The 19,419-nt window shown below is 59.1% G+C and carries 15 protein-coding genes; 2 read left to right on the top strand and 13 right to left on the bottom strand.

Translation table 11 applies throughout. The annotated features are described in order from the left end of the window. Positions 1–114: 114 nt before the first annotated feature. Both ABD819_RS08015 and ABD819_RS08010 read left to right on the top strand, forming a co-directional pair. A complete protein-coding gene (locus tag ABD819_RS08015) occupies positions 115–1,179 on the top strand; it encodes an acyltransferase family protein (RefSeq protein WP_345122871.1) in 1,065 nt (354 codons plus the stop codon). A gap of 234 nt (positions 1,180–1,413) precedes the next feature. Continuing rightward, positions 1,414–1,965, top strand: coding sequence for a hypothetical protein (locus ABD819_RS08010; protein WP_345122869.1), 552 nt, complete (start codon positions 1,414–1,416; stop codon positions 1,963–1,965). A 210-nt stretch (positions 1,966–2,175) separates the two neighbouring features. Here the strand turns inward: ABD819_RS08010 and ftsZ are convergent, their stop codons facing one another. The 13 genes from ftsZ to mraZ form a co-directional block, all read right to left on the bottom strand. After that, on the bottom strand, positions 2,176–3,675 hold the full coding sequence (gene ftsZ, locus ABD819_RS08005) for a cell division protein FtsZ (protein WP_345122868.1): 1,500 nt from the start codon (positions 3,673–3,675) through the stop codon (positions 2,176–2,178). 110 nt (positions 3,676–3,785) lie between these two features. Then, positions 3,786–5,192, bottom strand: a complete 1,407-nt coding sequence (gene ftsA, locus ABD819_RS08000) for a cell division protein FtsA (protein ID WP_345122866.1) — start codon at positions 5,190–5,192, stop codon at positions 3,786–3,788. An 84-nt stretch (positions 5,193–5,276) separates the two neighbouring features. Then, on the bottom strand, positions 5,277–6,035 hold the full coding sequence (locus ABD819_RS07995; protein ID WP_345122864.1) for a cell division protein FtsQ/DivIB: 759 nt from the start codon (positions 6,033–6,035) through the stop codon (positions 5,277–5,279). Positions 6,036–6,196: 161 nt separating this feature from the next. Then, entirely contained in the window at positions 6,197–7,594 is a 1,398-nt protein-coding gene (murC, locus tag ABD819_RS07990; protein WP_345122862.1) for a UDP-N-acetylmuramate--L-alanine ligase, read from the bottom strand. 95 nt (positions 7,595–7,689) lie between these two features. Then, positions 7,690–8,784 (bottom strand): undecaprenyldiphospho-muramoylpentapeptide beta-N-acetylglucosaminyltransferase, encoded by a 1,095-nt coding sequence (gene murG / locus ABD819_RS07985; RefSeq protein WP_345122860.1) that lies wholly within the window; start codon positions 8,782–8,784, stop codon positions 7,690–7,692. 100 nt (positions 8,785–8,884) lie between these two features. Continuing rightward, positions 8,885–10,066, bottom strand: a complete 1,182-nt coding sequence (locus ABD819_RS07980; protein ID WP_345122858.1) for an FtsW/RodA/SpoVE family cell cycle protein — start codon at positions 10,064–10,066, stop codon at positions 8,885–8,887. Between the two features lie 63 nt (positions 10,067–10,129). Beyond that, the gene (gene murD / locus ABD819_RS07975) at positions 10,130–11,506 is read right to left on the bottom strand and encodes a UDP-N-acetylmuramoyl-L-alanine--D-glutamate ligase (RefSeq protein WP_345122856.1); all 1,377 of its coding nucleotides are present in this window, start codon (positions 11,504–11,506) and stop codon (positions 10,130–10,132) included. A gap of 2 nt (positions 11,507–11,508) precedes the next feature. Continuing rightward, positions 11,509–12,729 carry a phospho-N-acetylmuramoyl-pentapeptide-transferase gene (gene mraY, locus ABD819_RS07970; RefSeq protein WP_345122854.1) on the bottom strand — a complete coding sequence of 407 codons (1,221 nt, stop codon included), beginning with the start codon at positions 12,727–12,729 and terminating at the stop codon, positions 11,509–11,511. A 158-nt stretch (positions 12,730–12,887) separates the two neighbouring features. After that, entirely contained in the window at positions 12,888–14,360 is a 1,473-nt protein-coding gene (locus tag ABD819_RS07965) for a UDP-N-acetylmuramoyl-L-alanyl-D-glutamate--2,6-diaminopimelate ligase (RefSeq protein WP_345122852.1), read from the bottom strand. 83 nt (positions 14,361–14,443) lie between these two features. Then, entirely contained in the window at positions 14,444–16,900 is a 2,457-nt protein-coding gene (locus tag ABD819_RS07960; protein ID WP_345122850.1) for a penicillin-binding transpeptidase domain-containing protein, read from the bottom strand. A 67-nt stretch (positions 16,901–16,967) separates the two neighbouring features. Beyond that, entirely contained in the window at positions 16,968–17,801 is an 834-nt protein-coding gene (locus tag ABD819_RS07955) for an FtsL-like putative cell division protein (protein WP_345122848.1), read from the bottom strand. 195 nt (positions 17,802–17,996) lie between these two features. Next, positions 17,997–18,920 carry a 16S rRNA (cytosine(1402)-N(4))-methyltransferase RsmH gene (gene rsmH, locus ABD819_RS07950; RefSeq protein ID WP_345122846.1) on the bottom strand — a complete coding sequence of 308 codons (924 nt, stop codon included), beginning with the start codon at positions 18,918–18,920 and terminating at the stop codon, positions 17,997–17,999. Next, positions 18,917–19,390, bottom strand: a complete 474-nt coding sequence (mraZ, locus tag ABD819_RS07945) for a division/cell wall cluster transcriptional repressor MraZ (protein WP_345122844.1) — start codon at positions 19,388–19,390, stop codon at positions 18,917–18,919. Before mraZ ends, rsmH begins: the two co-directional genes overlap by 4 nt. Between the last annotated feature and the right edge of the window lie 29 nt (positions 19,391–19,419).

The raw sequence follows: 19,419 nt of genomic DNA, 5'->3' as shown, positions 1-19,419 counted from the left end.
GAGCTTGCCGAAGCATCACTACCGCGCCACTAATCAGATTTAGTAATGCAGTAGCGATGCTTCGGCAAGCGCAGCATGACGTTCTTTTTCATCGCCTTACCCTCCGGTCCTACCATGCCGTCTGCCGCTCCTCCCCTGGCTTATCGTCCCGGCCTCGATGCTGTTCGCTCGGTAGCCATCCTGCTGGTCGTTGTCGGACACTGGGCGCTGCCGCGCTTCCCCATCAGTCTCATGGGCAGCATGACATTTTTCGTGCTGAGCGGCTATTTCATCTCTGGCATCGTCTGGAAACAGGAGGTGTATGTGGGCGCGCCCGGCCGCTGGCAGCGGCGGCTGGGCGTGTTCTACCTGCGGCGGATGGTGCGCACGCTACCGCCCTACTACCTGTCGCTGGCCCTGGGGTTTGCGCTGCCGCTCGTCACCCTGCACGAATACCCCGGCTGGTTCCTGGTGCCGGTTTCCAACCTGCTCTTTTTCCGGATGCAGCACTGGGCTGAAGGCGTGGGCCACTACTGGACGCTGTCCGTCGATGAGCAGTTCTACGTGCTGTGGCCGGTGCTGCTGGCCGTGCTTCCCAAGCGGGTGCGCTGGTTGGGGCTGGTGGCGGGCTGCGGCCTTGTGTTTCGCCTGGTAGTAGGCCTGTGGCTGAAAAAGGGCCTGACCTTCGCCCTGCTGCCCGGCTGCCTCGATTTGCTCGCCGTCGGGGCCATCCTGCGCCACGTCGAGCAGCAACCGGTGGTGCGGCAGTTGGCCCGCCTGCACTGGGTAGCGCTGGGCTGGGCTGTCTGGGCCGCCCTCTGGGCCGTGCTTAATGCCATGGGTGAGTACCAGGCCTGGGAACTCATCTACGCCACCGTGGGCAGCATCCCCGCCGCCCTCACCATGAACTGGGCCATCCACCAGCCCACCCGTCCACCGGCCGAGAACCGCCTGCTGGCGGCCATGCGCTGGGTGGGCCAGCGCAGCTACGGCTGCTACCTCTACCACCTGCTGCTGCCGGTGGTCTACCAACGGTTTATATTTCGAATCTTCCCCGCCGCCGAAACCCGCCAGTTCTGGCTCAGCCCGCTACCCACGGTACTGCTGCTGCTGCCGGTGCTGCTGCTGCTGGCCGCCGCCTCCTGGCGCTGGCTGGAGGCCCCGCTTAATCGGTGGAAAAACCGGCTGGCGTATGAGTAGCTTAGATGCTCCAGACAATTTCTTTTTGGCCAAGTCTCCCCAAATGTTTTGGGGTCCACTACACGCTTCTTTACGTTCTAGTAGCGCACTACGGACGAATTGATGCTAATTGCAATACCCTTACGGCAAGCCAATTATGTACAACTCTAAAAGCCGAATAAACCTAAAGTGACAGAAATAAAGCGGTACGAAGTTTTAAACTCATTGCCGACTTACGGGCCGATATATATACCCGTGTCCGAAAATGACGAACCTTTTTATTCGGAAGGATTTCCTGTTCGTTTTTATAAACCTGATGGGACAGACTGGGTTGCAAATTTTAGACTTGGTTGGACAGGTTTAAACAAAGTCTTTGAATTCAATGGACACGACAAGATAATTGTAGTCGCAGGTGGACTTGGCTACATAATGACACCTGAAAAGGAAAAACCTCTCTCTACATTTGGACTAACAATTAATGAGATTTTTCAAACTGACAACGGCAGCTTAGTTTGTGCAGACGGAATTTCCATTCTTATCCTTGATAATTTAACTGGAGAGCTTTGGAGCAGTGAACGAATTTCTTGGGATGGTTTTCAAAACCTTGAACTTAACGACAATATCATTTCTGGACAAGCATTTGACCCGACGAATTCAATAAATGAATGGTCGGCATTTTTTCTAAACATTAAGACAAAAGAACTTATTGGTGGCAGTTATAGAGAATTCACAAAATTCAATCCTGAAATTCCAAAAGTTATTTTAGAGGATGAAAATAAAATAAGACCTTGGTGGAAAATATTTTAATAAAAAAAAGAACAAGGCATCATATCGGTTTAGCAAAAGGCGGACTGACGTGTTTCGTAGAAACATTTTCAAAGGTCAAAATTTGTGCCTCACATGAACTTTAGGGCTAAAAGTCCCGCCCTTCGCCAAGCCCAAACGTCACTCACAAAAAAGGGCTGCTGCTGAGAATCTCAGCAGCAGCCCTTTTTTCGTTATAAATCCGAAATATATCTAGTCTACATTATCGTGCAGAAACCGGTTATCCCCCAGCAACTCATTGTCATCCGATAAGTTAAAGCGGGAAATATTCTGCGCCGAGCTGGGCTCTACATTCTCCAGTTTTACCTGGCGGCGCAGATAAGCGGGCGTGTCATACTGGCTCACGGCCTCAGGTGGCAGGCCGTTGCTGAGCTCCTGCAGGCGGCGGCGACGCTCCTGCGCCTGGGCATCGAGGGCCGGGCGCGGGCGCGTAGCTTCCGGGGCGGGTGCCGGGGCGTTGGAAGTCAGCACGGGCTCGGTGGGAGCGGCGGCGGGCACACCGCTCAGCGGAGGGGCCGTGTGCGCCGTAGGGCCATTCAGGTCGAACGTGACCCGGGCGGGCTCCGGCGCGGCATTGCTGAAGCTGGGCACGAATGGCGCGGCCACAATGCCGGAAGCACCAGCGGGAGTTGTCTCAGTCCGCTCGGCTGCCGGGGTGGCAGCTGGCGTGGCGGCCACGATAGGCTCAGCAGCGCCGCTCATGCCGGGCGTGGTGATGGAATGCGCGTCGCGGGCGAAACCCGTGGCAATCACCGTCACGCGGATGTTCTGACCCAGCGTTTCGTCGATACCGTGGCCGAAAATCATCTCCGCATCCTGACCAGCTTTCTCCTGAATGTATTCGGTGATTTCCGTCAGCTCGTCCATTTCCAGCTCGTGCTCAGCGCCCGACATAATGGAAAGCAGAATTTTCTGCGCGCCGTGAATATCGGTGTTGTTGAGCAGCGGCGAGTTCAGGGCTTCCTCGGCGGCGCGGCGGGCGCGGTTTTCGCCCTCGGTGATGCTGCTGCCCATTACGGCCGCCCCCGACTCCTTCATCGTCGTTTTCACGTCTTCAAAGTCGACGTTCACATCACTGGTTACCGTGATGATTTCGGCAATGGACTTGGCCGCCGTGGTCAGCACCGTGTCAGCCTTGGCGAAGGCAGCACTCATGGTCAGGTTGCCGTAAATCTGCGGCAGCTTATCGTTGAGAATTACCAGAATGGTGTCGCAGTGCTCGCTCAGCTCCTTGATACCCAACTCAGCCTGCAGGCGCTTTTTCTTGCCCTCAAACATGAACGGAGCCGTCACAATGCCCACCGTGAGGATTCCCAGCTCCTGCGCAACCTGCGCAATCACCGGGGCCGCCCCCGTGCCCGTGCCACCGCCCATCCCCGCCGTGATGAACAGCATCTTGGTGCCGTGGTTCAGCAGCTCGCGGATTTGCTCCTTGCTCTCGAGAGCCGCCTGCCGGCCGCGCTCGGGCTTGGCACCCGCCCCGAGTCCCTCGGTCAGGTCCACGCCAATTTGCAGCTTATTAGGTACCGTGGAGCTTTGCAGCGCCTGATGGTCGGTGTTGCAGATGATAAACTCCACGTCCTTGATGCCCTGCTTGTACATGTGCTTCACGGCATTGGAGCCACCGCCACCAACCCCAATCACCTTGATGATGGACTTGCTCTGTGCGGGAATATCGAATTTGTAATTCATAAGTTTCATTTAACATTTATCATTTAACATTTAACATTTTCAGTCAAGACAAATACGCCTAAAACCAAGAACGTCAACTGTTAAATGATAAATGATAATTGTTAAATGATTTAGTAAGATTTATCGTCGTAATCGTCAATCAGCAGCCCTTTGGTGCGGCTGATAATGTCCTTGAAGAAGCGGCTGGCGGCACCGGGCTCCTTGGGCTTGGCGGGCACGGCGGCCGGCGCGGCAGCCGCTGCAACGGGCACCACGGCACGCGCTTCCACATGCGCCGGGGCCACGGGAGCCGCCTGAGGCGCGTAGTACGCGAGGGCCATTACCTGTTCTTCGTGCTCGTAGGGAGCACGCGACTGGTTGCGCTCGTCGAGCGAGTGGTAGCCCGATAGCACGAGGCCTACCGTGGTAGCGTACATCGGCGACTTCACGGCTTCGATGCGGCTTTTGCCGAGGTGCTGATTGGGGTAGCCAATTCGGGTATCTAGGCCGGTGATGTACTCAGTTAGCTGCTCCAGGTTCTGAAGCTGCGAGCCACCGCCGGTGAGCACGATGCCCGCCGACAGCTTGTCGTGCAGGCCCATGCGGTAGATTTCAGCATACACCAGCTCCATGATTTCCGACATGCGGGCCTCGATGATGTAGGCCAGATTTTTCAGCGAAACCTCCTTGGGCGGGCGGTTCGGCAAACCGGGAATGCTCACGATTTCATAATCGGAAGCCTCCTCGGCAATGGCTTTGCCGAACTTCACTTTCAGCTGCTCGGCCTGGCCGGGGGCCACATTGCAGCCGGCCTTGATGTCCTGCGTGATGATGTTGCCGCCAAAGGGCAGCACCGCCGCGTGGCGGATAATGCCGTCCTTGAATACCGCGAGGTCGGTGGTGCCGCCCCCGATGTCAATCAGGGCCACGCCGGCCTCCTTCTCCTCCTCCGAGAGGATGGACATGGAGCTGGCGAGGGGTTCGAGAATCAGGTCGGCGATTTCGAGGCCGGCCTTGGTCACGCACTTGTTGATGTTGTTGATGGCCGTGCTCTGGGCCGTGATGATGTGGAAGTTGCCTTCCAGGCGCACGCCTTCGTAGCCCACGGGGTCGGCAATGCCTTCCTCGTAGTCCACTTTGTAGTCCTGCGGCATCACATGAATGATTTGCGAGCCGGGCTGGGTCACGAGGCGGTACATGTCCTGCGTGAGGCGGTTCACGTCGTCGGGCCCGATGGTATCGTGCGAGTTGCGCGTGATGCTGCCGTTGTGCTGCAGGCTCTTGATGTGCTGCCCGGCAATGCCCACGTTTACCACTCCAATGCTAATTCCGGATTGTTCTTCCGCCTGCCGAATGGCCCGTTTAATGGCGTCAACGGTCTTGTCAATATTAAGGACGATACCCCGGGAAACGCCTTCCGACACGGCTTTGCCCATGCCCAGAATTTCGAGTTTGCCGAATTCGTTTTTGCGGCCCACCAGGGCGCAGATTTTAGTGGTACCAATGTCGAGCCCGACGACGATTTTGTCTTGTTGCATAGAGGCGGTGCTGGCGAGCGGTGAAGAAAGCGTGGATTGGGAATTGAGAGTTTTTGGCTTAAAAGCCTATGATTCAGCGAATTTCTATTCGCAAATAATTTGATTTTGGTATTCCACGTTTACACGATGGTAGGTATCCCACCCCAAAACTGACGGAATTTGACGGTAAAATACCATAAGCTTGGCGAATTTCTCGGAAATATTTTCGGGCAGCCCGAATTCAATACGTTGGTCGCCCACTTGCTGGGTGAACGAGAGCTTGCCGCCGGGCTCGATAAACACCTCCGAGACCTGCGCTTTCCAGAACTCGTGCTCGTCAACGTACCGCAAAAACTCGAGGTAGCGCCGGCCGGTGCTATCCTGGAAAAATGCACTTGGCAGGTTGGCTCCGCCGGGCCGCGCCACCGTGGCCACGCGGGCCGTAAACAGGGGTGAGAGTGGCAGGACGCTGCCTTCGGCGTCCACGTAGGTATCGAGGCGGGTGTCGGGGTGCGTGAGGCGGGCAATGGGCCGATTCTGACGGACGTCGGCGTGCAGGTTGCCGCCCAGGTCGCGATAAACCTGCGCATCGCGCACGAAAGCGTGGGCTTTGAGGCGGGCTTCCAACTCGCGCAGGCGTGGGCCTTCGGGCTGGGTGCCCAGCACGGGCTCTTTGCCACCTTTGGTGAGCAGGGCCGTGACGCCGCGCTCGCTGATGAAGTAGTTGTCGAACTCGTTGGCAATGTTGACCACGACGGTATCGACGGGCCGCGCCGCCTGGCGCAGGGCGGCAAATACACCCAGTCCGCCCAGCACCAGCAGGCAAACGGCGGCAACGATGAAGTTTCTAACAGTGCGTTCCAAGTGGGGAATTGGTGAGATGTGTTCTTTTTTTATTAGGCCGTCATGCCGAGCGCGGCCGAGGCATCTCGCTCGCTTCATTAAACGATTAGAGTACTACTCGACGCGAGATGCCTCGGCTGCGCTCGGCACGATGTTCTCAATCATTTTGTTGATTACAAATCTCATTTCCAGCGCTCCGTCAGAATAAGTTTTAGTTGCGGTACCAGCGTGTCGATGTCGCCCGCTCCTACCGTGGCCAGAATGTCGAATGAGTCATCGGTTTGGGCGGCGCTTAGAATCTCCGCTTTGGTTCGGATGCCCTTGATGGGCGCGGTGATGTCAGCCAGTAGAATTTCGGAGGTGATGCCCGGCAGCGGCTGCTCGCGGGCGGGGTAAATATCCAATAAAAATACCTCATCTGCAATACTTAAGCTTTTGGAAAAGCCCTCGGCGAAGTCACGGGTACGGGTGAACAGATGGGGCTGGAAAACCACCCGCAGCCGCTTGCCCGGATACAGCGCCCGTACCGAACGCAGAAAGGCCTCGATTTCGCGCGGGTGATGGGCGTAATCGTCGAGATAAACGTGCTCAGTCGTGGTTACCACAAACTCAAACCGGCGTTTCACCCCACGGTAGGCTGCGACGGCAGCGCGCAATTTCTCTTCCTTCACACCTTGTAGTTGAGCGACCTCGGCGGCGGCCAGCATATTTTCTACGTTGTGATAGCCCGGCACGGCTAACTCCAGGTTGCTGATTACCCCTTGCAGGCTGTGCAGATTGAAGTGAAACTGGTGACCTTCAGCGGAAATATTGGTAGCAAATAATTCCGGTCCCTGCGCGGCCGTGAGGCCGTAGCGCACCACGCGGGTGCCAGCGGGCGCGGCAGCGGCCACGCTCGGGTCGGCGGTGTGGTTGATGAGCAGCGTGCCGCCGGGCTTGATTTGGCCCACGAACTGGCGGAACGAATCAATCAGGGCCGCCTGGTCGCCGTAGATATCGAGGTGGTCGGCATCTGTACTGGTCACGATGGCTACGTCGGGGTGCAGCGTCAGGAAGCTGCGGTCGTACTCGTCGGCTTCTACCACAATGGGCGCATCGGGCGTAGCCGGCAGCAGCAGGTTACTACCCAGGTTCACGGCAATGCCGCCCAGAAATGCGCCCACGTCGAGGCCGGCGTGGTGCAGCAGGTGCGCCACCATGCTGCTGGTGGTGGTTTTGCCGTGGGTGCCGGCTACGGCAATGGTGTAGTGGCCGTGGGTGAGCACGCCCAGCACCTGGCTGCGCTTGCGAATGTCGTAGTTCTGCTCGCGCAGCCAGGCCCACTCCCGGCTGTCGGCCGGGATGGCAGGCGTGAGCACCACCAGCGTCTGCTGGCGGTGAGCGCGGATTTCGGCCGGAATATTCTCCACCGCGTCCGTGTAATGAATAGCAATGCCTTCAGCAGCCAGCGCCTGAGTGAGTGGAGTCTCCGTTTTGTCGTAGCCGCTCACCTGGTGGCCGTTGGCCCGAAACCAGCGCGCCAGGGCCGACATGCCGATGCCGCCAATGCCAAGAAAGAATACGTAGGGGAATTGCTTCAAAACTTTGAATTAAAAATTATGAATTAAAAATTAAAAATGAGTCAATGCGGTGCCGGAGAGACTCTTTTGTGCGCCGCATTTTTAATTCTTCATTTTTAATTCTTAATTGAAATTAACCCCAGCAGTTCGTCCACAATCGCGGCGGTAGCATCGGGCCGGGCCAACTCCCGCACGCGGGTGCTGAGGTGCTGCTGGCGCACGGGGTCGGCCAGGAGGCGCAGGGCTTCGTCGTAGAGGCGCTCGGGAGCGTGCTCGTCGGTGATAAGCACGGCGGCCCCTTTGTTGACCAGAGCCATGGCGTTTTTGGTTTGGTGGTCTTCGGCCACGTTGGGCGAGGGCACCAGAATGGCGGCTTTGCCGGTGAGGCAGAGCTCTGACACGGACAGTGCGCCGGCGCGGCTCACCACCACGTCGGCGGCGGCGTAGGCCAAATCCATGCGCTTGATGAACTCCAGCGCGTGTAGGTTATCAGCCGGGTAGGCCTCGGCCTGCCGCTGGGCTTCAGGGAAGTATAGCTTGCCGGTTTGCCAGAGCAATTGAATGCCGGCCTCGCGCAGGCGCGCCAGGGCGGCGGCCGTGGCCAGGTTGAGGGTACGGGCGCCGAGGCTGCCGCCCACCACCAGCAGCGTCTTTTTATCGGGGTTCAGGCCAAAGAACTGCAGAGCTTCGGCGCGGTCGCCACTGGCAATTTCGGTGCGCACGGGGTTGCCGGTGAGCACCATTTTACTGGCTGGAAAAAACTTCTCCATGCCGTCGTAGGCCACGCAAATTTTATTAACGCGCTTGGCCAGCAGCTTATTTACCAAGCCGGCGTACGAGTTCTGCTCCTGGATGAGCGAAGGAATGGCCCGGGAAGTGGCGGCCAGCAGCACCGGAGCCGAGGCGTAGCCCCCCACTCCCACCACGGCATCGGGCCGAAACTCCTCAATCAGCCGCCCGGCCTTGCGTACCGAACGAATGACGCGCAGCGGAAACAGCAGGTTTTGCGGAGTGAGGCGGCGCTGCAAGCCGGTGATGTCGAGGCCCACGATTTTGTAACCCGCCTCGGGTACGCGGGTCATTTCCATGCGCCCGTTGGCCCCGACAAACAGGATTTCGGTATCGGGCAGGCGGCGGCGCAGCTCGTTGGCAATGGCCACGGCCGGGAAAATATGGCCGCCGGTGCCACCGCCGGAAATGATAATCTTCATCTGCGAGTTGTCAGTTGGTCGTTGTCAGTTGTTAGATTGTAATGGTATCAAATTGCCAGCAAGTCCTGACAACTAAAAACGAACAACTGACAACCATCTATTAGTAGCTAACCGATACTTTAGGAATGCGGGCCGTATCATCGGGCTCGCCGGTCATGGGACGGACTTCGCGCTCGCCCCGGCTCACGGCCAGGATAATGCCGATACTGATACCGGTGAAGATAAGCGAGGTGCCGCCCATGCTCAGCAACGGCAGCGGCAGGCCCGTGATGGGCCCCAGCCCCACGGCCACGCCCATGTTCACCAGCGCCTGCAGCACCAGACTGAAGCTCAGGCCCGCCGAGAGCAGGCCGCCAAAAGCCCCGTAGCTGTTCATCACCGTTTTCAGCCCCCGATAAAGGAAGGCGAGGTAGAGAAACAGTACCACGGCCCCGCCCAGCAGGCCGTATTCTTCGATAATGATGGCGTAGATGAAGTCGGAATACGGATGGGGCAGAATGTTGCGCTCGGTACTTTTGCCCGGTCCTTTGCCCGCGATGCCGCCCGTGGCAATGGCGATGTAGCTGTGCTCCAGCTGGAAGGGAGTTTTCTTGGTTTTGTCGGTGAAGCTGGTGACCCGCGACATTACGGTGCCCAGGCGCTGGCCCGCCGCCAGGCCCGCGCCGCCCAACACGATGCCGATACCCACCATCACGGCCATGTGCTTGAGTGGCACGCGGCCGATGAACATGAGCAGCATGCAGGTAGCAAACAGCAGCAGCGCCGTCGAGGCATTACTCAGGATAATCAATCCGCAGATTACCCCCACCCAAAGCATTACCGGCAGCAAGGTTGATTTAAAATCATGCAGGTGCTGCTGGCGGCGGCTGAGCATGCTGGCCAGGTGCGAAATCAGGGCCAGCTTGGCCAGGTCGGAAGGCTGGAACGTCTGATTAATGACCGGAATGGTGAGCCAGCGCGAGGCCTCATTCAGCGTAGTGCCGCCCATGAAAAACGTGAACAGCAACAGCGGCACCGACAGCAGCAGCGCGTAGAGCGACAGCCGCGAGTAGTGGCGGTAATCGACGCGGTGGGCGGCCCACATGAAGAACAGCCCGAGCAGAATCAGGCTGGTGTGCTTTATCAGAAAAGCCTCGGTGTTGCCGTTCATCTTTTTATAAGCCAGCGTGCCGGTGGCCGAATACACCACGGCAATGCTGATGAAGGAGAACAGCAGCACGATGGCCCAGAGAATGGGGTCGCCCTTGAGGTTGCGCTGCAGCCAGTTTTTAACGAGTTCCATGGGCTGCCAGAGCTAGATGAGCGGATGAATGGGGTTGTGCCGAAGGCATAATTTCTAGTTGAATTACTCCAAAATTGGTCCGGCTACCACGGCCTGCACGGCCGCTGCGAATTGCCGGCCCCGGTCTTCGTAGTTTTTGAATAAATCGAAACTGGCGCAGCAGGGCGAGAGCAGCACCACATCGCCGGGGGCGGCGAGGGCGGCGGCGCGGGCCACGGCATCGGTCATGCTTTGGGTTTCCACCACATAGGGCACCACGGCGTCGAAGGCGGCGCGGAGCTTGGTATTGTCGACGCCGAGGCAGATGAGGGCCTTCACGCGGTGGCCGGCCAGGTTGAGCAGGCTGGCGTAGTCGTTGCCCTTATCGGTGCCGCCGGCAATCCAGATTATCGGCTGGTGCAGGCCATCGAGGGCGTACCAGGCCGCTTCCACGTTAGTAGCCTTGCTGTCGTTGATGAAGCGCACGCCGGCCCGCTCGCCCACCACCTGCAGGCGGTGCTCGGCGTTTTCGAACGTCGCCAGGCCGGCTTCAATTTCCTCGGTTTCCAGGCCGGCCATGCGGGCGGCGAGCACGGCGGCCAGGGTATTCTGCCGGTTGTGCTGGCCGATGAGCGGCGAGTTGGCGGTGCTCACTTCCTGGCCGCTGTCTTCGTCGATACCGGGGCTGAGGTTAGTGCATAGCACATGCTCGGCGGTGTAGTAGGCGGCCAGGTGCACGTCGTGCCGATGGTGCAGACTGAACGGCATTAGCCGCGTTTCCAGAAAAACCGACTGGAAATAGCGGTTCGTCACCTCGTCGTCGGCATTGTAGATGAAAGCGCCGTCGCCGTCCAGGTTGCGGGTAATGCGCAGCTTGGCGCGGGCGTAGCTTTCCAGCGAGTACTCGTAGCGGTCGAGGTGGTCGGGCGTGATATTGAGCAGAATGGAAATCCAGGGCTGGAAGTCGTGGGTGTCATCCAGTTGGAAGCTGCTCAGCTCCACCACGTAATATTTGTGCTTGTCGGCAATTACCTGCTCGGCGAGGCTGAAGCCCACGTTGCCGGCCAGGCCCACTTTGAGGCCCGCGCTTTTCAGCAGGTGGTGGATGAGCAGCGTGGTGGTGGTTTTGCCGTTGGTCCCCGTGATGCAGATGCACTTAGCCTTGGTGTAGCGGCCGGCAAACTCAATCTCGGAGATAATGGGAATATTCTTTTCGCGCAGCGCCTGAATCACCGGTGCTTTCTCCGGAATGCCGGGGCTTTTGATAACTTCCCCGGCTTGCAGAATGCGCTCCAGCGTGTGCTGGCTTTCTTCGAATTCGATGCCGGCCTGAGTGAGTTGGGCCTTGTAGGCGGGCTGGATGACGCCGCGGTCGGATACGAACACGGCGTGGCCTTTCGCCTGCGCTAACAGGGCCGCGCCCACGCCACTTTCAGCTGCTCCGAGAATTACAATGTTCATTATTAGCGCAGCTTCAAGGTAACCAAGGTAATGACGGCCAGCATGATGCCGACAATCCAGAAGCGCGACACGATTTTGGATTCGTGGTAGCCCAGCTTCTGATAGTGGTGGTGCAGCGGCGACATGCGCAGCAGGCGGCGGCCCTCGCCGTACTTGCGTTTGGTGTACTTAAACCAACTGACCTGCAGGATAACCGACAGGTTTTCAATGATAAAAACGCCGCACAAAATCGGAATCAGGAGCTCCTTGCGCACCACCAGGGCCAGTACCGTAATGATGCCGCCGAGCGTTAGCGAGCCGGTGTCGCCCATGAAAACCTGCGCCGGGTAGCTATTGTACCACAAAAACCCGATGCACGCCCCCACAAACGCGGTGCAGAAAATAACCAGCTCGCCGGAATCCGGAATAAACATGACGTCCAGGTAATCAGCCAATAAGGCATTACCACTCACGAAAGCGAAGATGGCCAGCGTGATGCCAATAATGGCCGAAGTGCCCGCCGCCAGCCCATCAAGGCCGTCGGTCAGGTTGGCCCCGTTGCTGATGGCCGTAATCAGGAAGATGACGATGGGAATGTAGAGGAAGCCGTACAGGCCGTTGAAAAACGTGCCGGCCGTGGCAAACAAGTCGCCGTAATTCAACTCGTTATTCTTCATGAAGGGCACCGTGGTAATCATCAGGTGTACATCCTTAAAGACCTTGCTGGCTTCAATGGCTGAATACTGGCCATTGGGCAGCAGGTACTGGCGCACGGTGATTTCGTTGCTGTAGAACAGCACCCAGCCCACCGTGATGCCCAGGCCCACCTGGCCCAGCACCTTAAAGCGCCCGCTCAGCCCTTCCTTATTCTTGCGAAACACCTTGATATAATCATCCAGAAAGCCAATCAGGCCCAGCCACACCGTGCTCAGAATCATGAGGATGATGTAAATATTGCGGAGCCGGCACAGCAGAATAACCGGCACCAAAATGGCCATAATAATGATGAGGCCGCCCATGGTTGGCGTGCCTTTCTTCTCATTCTGGCCCTGCAGGCCCAGGTCGCGGATGGTTTCACCCGCCTGCTTCTTTTGCAGCACCCGAATGAGGCGGCCGCCAAACAGCAGGGCGATAAGCAAGGAAATAACCACCGCCAGCCCGGCCCGGAAGGTGGTGTACTGGAACACCCCAGCCCCGGGCAGGTGGTAGTGTTCGTTCAGGTAGCGGAAGAGGTAATACAGCATTCGGGGTCGTTTTGGCAGGTATCGGGCCGGTCTGACCGCCCTAGGCGGTCTGACCGGTTGTTGGGCGAACGATGGACAATTGGAGCGGGGTCGTTCGGGCCTTGGTGGTGCTTCAACCGGTCAGACCGCCTAGGGCGGTCAGACCAGCGGACGGCGCTTTATTTATTCAGCTCGGCAAAAATTTCGGTTAGAATCAGCTTGTCGTCAAAAGGCGCTTTCACGCCGCGAATTTCCTGATAATTTTCATGGCCTTTGCCCACCACCAGCACAATATCGTCGGGGCCGGCCAGGGCCACGGCGGTGCGGATGGCTTCGCGGCGGTCGGCCACCGTCTGAACTTTGGCCGCGTCGGGCGCTGTCACGCCGGCCTGCATCTGGGCCAGAATTTCGAGAGGGTCCTCGAAACGGGGATTATCGGCGGTGAGAATGACTTTGTTGGATAGTCGGGCGGCCAGGTTGGCCATAATGGGCCGCTTGGCCGCGTCGCGGTTGCCGCCGCAGCCCACCACCGTAATAATCTGCTGGCTGGGCTGGCGGATTTCGTGCAGGGTCTGGAGCACGTTTTCCAGGGCATCAGGCGTGTGGGCGTAATCGATAATGCCCGTTACGCGCTGTTTTTCAGACACAACGGGCTCGAATCGGCCGGGCGCGGTGGTCAGGCCCGAGAGGATGGTGAGCACCTCCATGGGGTCCTCGCCCAGCAGCACGGCCGCGCCGTACACGGCCAGCAGGTTGTAGGCGTTGAACACGCCGATGAGGCGGAAGAGGATTTCGCGGCCGTCGATTTCAAGGTGCAGCCCGTGCACTTCGTTGGCAATGAGGCGGGCCCGGAAGGTAGCCGCCCCGCGCAGCGAGTAGGTTTCGCGACGGGCGGCGGTGTTTTGCAGCATCACCGGGCCGCGCTTGTCGTCGGCGTTGGTGATAGCGAAGGCGGTTTTGGGCAGCGCGTCGAAAAAGCCTTTCTTGGCTTTCAGGTAGTTATCGAATGTACCGTGGTAGTCGAGGTGGTCATGGGTGAGGTTGGTGAACACGCCCCCCACAAAGCGCAGACCCGTGACGCGGTGCTGGGCCACGGCGTGGCTGCTCACCTCCATGCAGGCATGGGTGCAGCCGGCGGCCACCATGCGCGCCAGCAGCGCATTCAGCCGGATGGCGTCGGGCGTGGTGTGGGTGGCGGGAATTACCTCCTCGTCAATCTGATTCTGCACCGTGCTCAGCAGGCCGGCGTGGTAGCCCAGCTCGCGCAAGAGCTTGTGCAGCAGGGTTACACAGGTCGTTTTCCCGTTGGTGCCCGTGATGCCGACGAGCTGCAACTGGCGCGACGGATGCCCGTGAAACGCCGACGCCATGTGGGCCAGCGCCTCGGCGCTGTCTTTCACCAGCACGTAGGCCGTGGCGGGGTTCATTGTGGCGGGAAATTCCTCGCAAATCACGGCCGCCAGCCCCTGCCCTACTGCTATTTCGATAAATTTATGGCCATCGGTAGCCGTGCCGCGCAGGGCACAAAAGGCAATACCCGGCCCCGCCTCGCGCGAGTCGAGCGTGAGGCCGGTGATGAGTACATCGGACGGTCCGTGCTGGGCCAGCACGGCAACATCGGTGAGCAGGGAAAAGAGTGGCAGGGAAATCATGGGAGGAGCTAGGAGTTAAAAGCCAGGAGTTACAAGTTGAGGCGTTTTGCTTTTTCAACTTTTACCCGATGCTTTTAGCTATTTCAGGCGCGGCGAATGGTAGGCTTGGCCGGGGCGGGCTTCCTGGGGTTCTTGCCGGAAACGGGTCGGCGGGAGTCTTTCGCTTTATCAGCAGCTTTGGTTTTGGTGGCGCTAGTCGCCGCGGGCTTGGTCGTAGGCTTGCTGGCTTTGGCATTTGGTTTCACGCCGGCCGAGCGTTCGGCTACCGCAGGTTGCACATGAGCTTTCTCGCCGGCAGCAAACGACTTGCGGGGTTTGGCGGGCTCCATATCCACCGGTACCAGCAGCTTGTTCTCGGCCAGGTCGGTGTGCTCGGGCTCGGGCAAGGCGGTGGGTGCGGCCAGGCGCGGGCCGGTTTCTTCCAGCGTCAGGGTAATGAGCTCACCGCGCTTGATGGGCAGGCCCACGGGCAGCGACTGCTCGCGCACGCGGCCCGTGCCGATGGCGCGCACGTGCAGGCCCCGGTTTTCAAGCAGAAACAAGGCATCGCGCAACGAGAGCCCGCGCACCTGCGGCACCCGGCCCGGCCGCACGGGATTAACTACCAGCGCCACCGTGCGGGCATGGAACGCGGTATCGGAAGCAGCGCGTACCCATTCTTCACCACCGGTGGCCTGGGTGTTGCCGGCCAGGCCCAGCTTCTGGCAGACCAATGCCAGCTCATCTTGCATGCCAGCGCGCACCAAGGGCACGTGGCTCTTGTTGAGGCGGGCCTTGGCCAGCAGCGGGCGCTGGCTTAGCAGGTCGCGGGCCATGCACTTATCGGCCACTTCCCGGAACACCGGCGCGGCCACGTCGGCCCCATAAATGCGGCCGTTGCGGGGTGAGTCCACCACCACGATGCAGCTGTACTTGGGCTTGTCCGCCGGGAAATACCCCACGAAGCTGGTCGAATACGTCTTGGTATACTGGCCGTTCTTGAACTTCCAGGCCGTGCCGGTTTTGCCGGCAATGGTGTAGTCCTTGGGACGAATACCGCGGGCCGTGCCTTCCAGCACCACGCCTTCCATCATCGATTTTACCTTGGCCAGCGTGGCATCGGAACAGATTTTGGGGTTCAGCACCTTGGTTTCGTTGCGCTGCAGCACCTGGTCGGCCTGCTTAATTTCCTTCACAATGAGCGGCTGCACCTTCACGCCACCGTTGGCAATGGCATTGTACAAGGCCAGCGTTTGCAGCGGGGCCAGCTTCAGCTCGTAGCCAATACTCATGGTGGTGAGCGAAGTGCGGCTCCAGCTGCGGTCGCGCGGGTCTTTCACGTAAGGCCGCGCTTCGCCGGCCATCTGGAAACCCAGGGGCTTGTCGAGGCCGAATTTCTTGAGCTGGTCGGTGTATTCGGTCGGGTTGCCCGCGAAGTATTTGTCCACCAGCTTGGCTACGCCGATGTTACTCGACTTCTCAAACACCTGCTGCACCGTGATGCGGCCGTAGCCGTGCGAGTCCGACTTCACGGCCCCGCCCACGTACATGCGGCCGTTGCCAGTGTCCACCACATCGTCCAGCGTAAGCTCCGGCCGGGCTTCAAACAGGGCCATCATCGAGGCTAGCTTGAAAGTCGAGCCGGGCTCAGTGCGGCCCTGGTCGGCAAAGGCGTAGTTGTAGTCTTCCTTATAGGTGTTGTCCGAAGCCTTGCCCAGGTTGGCCACGGCCTTGATTTCGCCGGTGGATACTTCCATCAGAATCACGCAGCCGTACTGGGCGTTGTTATCAACCAGCGACTTGTAGAGCGCGTTTTCGGCCACATCCTGCAGGTTGATGTCGAGGGTCGTCTTTATGTCATAGCCCGGCAGGGGCTTGGTTTCGGTGCCGTCGTACACGGGCTTTACGCCGCCGGGCACGCGCTCAAACAGGGCCTCCCCGGCCTTACCCGCCAGGCTTTGCTCAAACGTGTATTCCAGGCCCGCGCCGTGCTTATCCTCGTTCACAAAGCCAATGGTGCGCTGCGCCAGGCCCCCGAAGGGCCGGAACCGCTTGTCAACCTTTTCAAAAATGGCCCCGCCACGGTTGCGCTTGGCCCGGAACACCGGCCAGGTGGCCATCAGCTTCTTTTCCTGGAAGTTGATTTGACGGGAGTTGAGGCGGATGTAGCGGATGGCGGGCTCCTTGGCCCGCCGGGCGTTCACCAGCCGGCGGCGGTATTCCTGCACGCTCCGGTCGCCAAAAAAGTGCGAGAGGTGCCAGGCCAGCGAGTCCACCCCGCTGTCGAACACCGCTTCCTCCACCACGCCCGGGTCCCAAGCCACGCGGTAGAACGGCAGCGACGTGGCCATAATACTCTCGTTATCAGAGTATATATTGCCTCGCGTGGCGGGTACCGGCTGGTAGCTGATACGGCGCTCCTGCTCCAGAGCGCGCCACTTACTGCCTTCCTGAAACTGAATCTTGGAAGCCTTCCAAAATATAGCGCACGAAAACACGGCCACCCCCAAAAAGGCCAGCCGCACCCGCGTTACTATCGACTTTTTTACGCTGCCTTTCATCAAATTTTTTCCTAACTGCCTACCTCACTGACGTATGTTCTTTGTGCGCACTTGTGCTTTTTTGTACCTAATTTTTATTGTTGACCTTATTCGACTTCGCCTTCACACGCGGTGCAGCGCGCTTCGCCGGAGCCGCTTTTCTGCGAATAGGAGAAGATGCGGCGCGCCGAACGGGTGCACTACGAACTGGTTCCACGGCCGAGTCCCCGTTCAGGGCCTGCGGCGGAGCGATAATTTCGGGGCCCGCATCGGCTGCGTCGTCGCTCATTGGCACCCGGCGACGGCCCGCCAATATGTCGTTGCGTAGCGCGGCGGCCGAGTCACGGTCGGCCCGGGCAGCCAGCGTGTCGGCGGTGAGCACGGGCATCAATTCCAGTTCGGCCGCGTCGAGGTGGCCGGCGGGGACCGTGATGCGGAAGGGCGGCGAAGAGCTTTCTACCAGCCCAAAAGCCGCCACTTTCCGGGCCACTTCGCTCTGCTTGCTGGCCTCCATGTAGTCCGATTTCAGCGTTGTATAATCCGCTCGCAAGTCCTCGGTTTCCTGCTTGAGCCGCTGAATGCTGCGGTTCATGCGGTTGCCGTAGTGCGTATTGCCGATGTAGAGCAAGGTCAGCGCCATCACGAACAGCAGGTGCGGCAGGAAGCGCACGGGCAGGCCCTCACGAAACAAGCCATCCACGCTCGTCACCCGGTCGAGCAGCGAAAACAGGCTCCAGGTGGTTCGGGGTGCGGCCTCCACCACGGGCTTGCGTGCCCGCTTTTCCACCACCGGGGCAGGCTCCGGCTCCGGGCGGATATCCACCGCGGGTTCGGGCTGCGGCTCGGGAGCCGGTGCCGGCGCATCGCGGGGCACGTTGGCCCGGCGCGGGCTATCGGTGGGTCGGAGCGTATTGGTGGCCACGTTGCTTACAAATTGAGAATGTTACGTTTTAGATTTTAAGGCAAACTACGCTACTTGCTTGAGCTTCAACGCCATTTTAAGGGCATCGCGAATATTCGAGTGAATTCTTCAACGGCAGAGTCAGTCGCTAAAGACGTTTCCGAAAGCCTTGTTTTTGATTTCGTATAGCAGCTTAACACGCAAATTTCGGCATTCTTAATTTCTCACTGCAACTCGCAATTTAGCACTTCGGGCGCGGCTATTCGAGGCTACTTCATCGGCAGTGGCCTCCTCGGGCTTGCGGTTCACGGCCTCAAATGGCTTGTTCTCATTACCAAAGAAGTCTTTTTCGACTGCGCCAAAAAACTTGCCTTTGGCGATAAAATTCTTCACCAGCCGGTCTTCCAGCGAATGGTAGCTCATCACCACCAGCCGGCCGCCGGGGCGTAGCACCTCGGCGGTTTGCAGCAGCATTTCCTGTAGCGCCTGCATCTCCTGATTCACCTCAATACGCAGGGCCTGAAACACTTGGGCCAGATACTTATTTTCCTTGCCACGCGGGGTGCAGGGCCGAATAGCCTCCTTAAGCTCAGCGATGGTGGCCAGCGTGCGGCCCCGGCGGGCCGCGACCACGGTGTGGGCCAGGGTGCGGGCGTTGGTCACCTCGCCGTACATGCCGAAGATGCGGTGCAGGTCGGCCTCTTTGTAATCGTTGAGGATATCGGCGGCCGTCAGGGGGCCGTCGGGGTCCATGCGCATGTCCAGCGGCCCGTCGAAGCGGGTCGAGAATCCCCGCTCCGGCGTGTCGAACTGGTGCGAGCTCACCCCCAAATCGGCGAGCAGTCCATCTACCGGTACAGCCCCAATCTGTTGAAGCTCAGCGGTTAAATCACGGAAATTAGCCTTTACAAATGTAAACTGCGGGCACTCCAGCTTGTGCGCTTCGGCCTCAGCATCAGCATCTTGGTCGAAGCTGAAGAGGTGGCCGGTGGTCAGCTTTTCCAGAATGCGGGCCGAGTGTCCGCCGCCGCCGAAGGTGACGTCGACGTAGCGGCCGTCGGGTTGCAGGTCGAGGGCGGCCAGGCATTGGGCCAGCATCACCGGGCGGTGATAGGCTGTATCGTTAGAGTAGTCGCTCACGCCACGGGGCCGCCCAGCGGCGGAGTATCGACGGATAAAAATTTCTGTGCCAGCTTGCTAAAGCTCTGCTGGTCTTTGATGAGGAACTCATCGTAGCGAGCCGGGTCCCAGACTTCACACCGGTTGCCCAGACCCACAATGATGGCTTCCTTCTCAATGCCCGCGTAGCGTAACATGCTACGAGGCAGCATGAAACGATTGATGGTATCAAGCTCCACTTCGGTCATGCCCCGGAAAAAGTTTCGCTGAAACTGGCGGTACTCTTCGTTGAATTCGTCGAGGGCCATCACCTTTTCGTGAATGACGCGCCACGCGGCTCGGGGGTAGAGTACCAGGCAGGGCTCGAAGCCGCGCACGAGCACCAGCTGATTGCCGGATTGCTCGGGCAGATTGCCTTTCACTTTGGCCGGCAATACCAGCCGCCCCTTCGGGTCGAGCTTGCATTCGTATTCGCCGGACAGCAGGTTCATGGGCAGGCCGCCAGGGCTTGAAAAGGACG

The sequence above is a fragment of the Hymenobacter antarcticus genome, from assembly GCF_039539545.1.
Taxonomy (GTDB): domain Bacteria; phylum Bacteroidota; class Bacteroidia; order Cytophagales; family Hymenobacteraceae; genus Hymenobacter; species Hymenobacter antarcticus.
Note: the sequence above shows the minus strand (reverse complement) of the source record. Positions and strands in the feature narration are given on the sequence as shown.

What these genes read in the sequence shown, in the direction of transcription:
- ABD819_RS08015 (WP_345122871.1), top strand. Translation starts at nt 115, where the DNA reads ATGCCGTCTGCCGCTCCTCCCCTGGCTTATCGTCCCGGCCTCGATGCT.
- ftsZ (WP_345122868.1), bottom strand. Translation starts at nt 3,675, where the DNA reads ATGAATTACAAATTCGATATTCCCGCACAGAGCAAGTCCATCATCAAG.
- ftsA (WP_345122866.1), bottom strand. Translation starts at nt 5,192, where the DNA reads ATGCAACAAGACAAAATCGTCGTCGGGCTCGACATTGGTACCACTAAA.
- murG (WP_345122860.1), bottom strand. Translation starts at nt 8,784, where the DNA reads ATGAAGATTATCATTTCCGGCGGTGGCACCGGCGGCCATATTTTCCCG.
- ABD819_RS07980 (WP_345122858.1), bottom strand. Translation starts at nt 10,066, where the DNA reads ATGGAACTCGTTAAAAACTGGCTGCAGCGCAACCTCAAGGGCGACCCC.
- murD (WP_345122856.1), bottom strand. Translation starts at nt 11,506, where the DNA reads ATGAACATTGTAATTCTCGGAGCAGCTGAAAGTGGCGTGGGCGCGGCC.
- mraY (WP_345122854.1), bottom strand. Translation starts at nt 12,729, where the DNA reads ATGCTGTATTACCTCTTCCGCTACCTGAACGAACACTACCACCTGCCC.
- ABD819_RS07965 (WP_345122852.1), bottom strand. Translation starts at nt 14,360, where the DNA reads ATGATTTCCCTGCCACTCTTTTCCCTGCTCACCGATGTTGCCGTGCTG.
- ABD819_RS07960 (WP_345122850.1), bottom strand. Translation starts at nt 16,900, where the DNA reads ATGAAAGGCAGCGTAAAAAAGTCGATAGTAACGCGGGTGCGGCTGGCC.
- mraZ (WP_345122844.1), bottom strand. Translation starts at nt 19,390, where the DNA reads ATGAACCTGCTGTCCGGCGAATACGAATGCAAGCTCGACCCGAAGGGG.